Genomic DNA, 876 nt, shown 5'->3' with positions numbered 1-876 from the left:
AATAAAGAAGCCAGTAAATGAATTTATAAAAAACTCATTTACTGGCTATTTTTTTAGAAATTATGTCCCAGCCTCTTATACTAATCTTTAATACCGGCGGTCGGGGTCGAACCGACACTCCAATAAAGGAACGGGATTTTGAGTCCCGCGCGTCTGCCAATTCCGCCACGCCGGCTTAAAATAAATAAATAAAAAACTTCCTATTGGAAGCAATTATGGAGCGGAAGATAGGCCTTACACCTATATCTTGTTCCGGGAAGGAACATATTCTAAGAGTTGAACTACTCCCGCATGATATTAAATTATGGAGCGGAAGATAGGACTTACACCTATATCTTATTCCGGGAAGGAACATATTCTAAGAGTTGAACTACTCCCGCATAATAATAAATTATGGAGCGGAAGATAGGACTTGCACCTATATCTCATTCCGGGAAGGAATGTGTTCTAAAATTGAACTACTCCCGCATAGCACATGGAGGCGGCAACCGGATTTGAACCGGTGATAAAGGTTTTGCAGACCTCTGCCTTACCACTTGGCTATGCCGCCAATAAAAACTGGGCTAGCTGGATTCGAACCAGCGCATGACGGAGTCAAAGTCCGTTGCCTTACCGCTTGGCTATAGCCCATTAATAATAAAGGGCGGTTGATGGGAATCGAACCCACGAGTGTCGGAACCACAATCCGATGCGTTAACCACTTCGCCACAACCGCCATGGCAGGGACAGTAGGAATCGAACCCACATCAAAGGTTTTGGAGACCTCTATTCTACCGTTGAACTATGTCCCTATTTATCAATGGTGGAGGGGGGCAGATTCGAACTGCCGAACCCGAAGGAGCGGATTTACAGTCCGCCGCGTTTAGCCACTTCGCT

At 45.3% G+C, this 876-nt stretch carries 7 tRNA genes; all 7 read right to left on the bottom strand.

Annotated features, from left to right (window positions below):
* Nucleotides 1–91: 91 nt before the first annotated feature.
* Nucleotides 92–175: transfer RNA gene (locus AC2FB1_RS11055), tRNA-Leu, on the bottom strand.
* Nucleotides 176–305: 130 nt separating this feature from the next.
* Nucleotides 306–380, bottom strand: a tRNA-Gly gene (locus AC2FB1_RS11050).
* Between the two features lie 14 nt (nt 381–394).
* Nucleotides 395–468: transfer RNA gene (locus AC2FB1_RS11045), tRNA-Gly, on the bottom strand.
* An 8-nt stretch (nt 469–476) separates the two neighbouring features.
* A tRNA-Cys gene (locus AC2FB1_RS11040) sits at nt 477–550 on the bottom strand.
* An 8-nt stretch (nt 551–558) separates the two neighbouring features.
* Nucleotides 559–630: transfer RNA gene (locus AC2FB1_RS11035), tRNA-Gln, on the bottom strand.
* A 12-nt stretch (nt 631–642) separates the two neighbouring features.
* Nucleotides 643–715: transfer RNA gene (locus AC2FB1_RS11030), tRNA-His, on the bottom strand.
* A gap of 2 nt (nt 716–717) precedes the next feature.
* A tRNA-Trp gene (locus tag AC2FB1_RS11025) sits at nt 718–791 on the bottom strand.
* Nucleotides 792–876 lie beyond the last annotated feature (85 nt).

The organism is Staphylococcus sp. CoH_129_LAB_1 (assembly GCF_058191515.1).
This window is presented reverse-complemented; position numbering and strand designations above follow the sequence as displayed.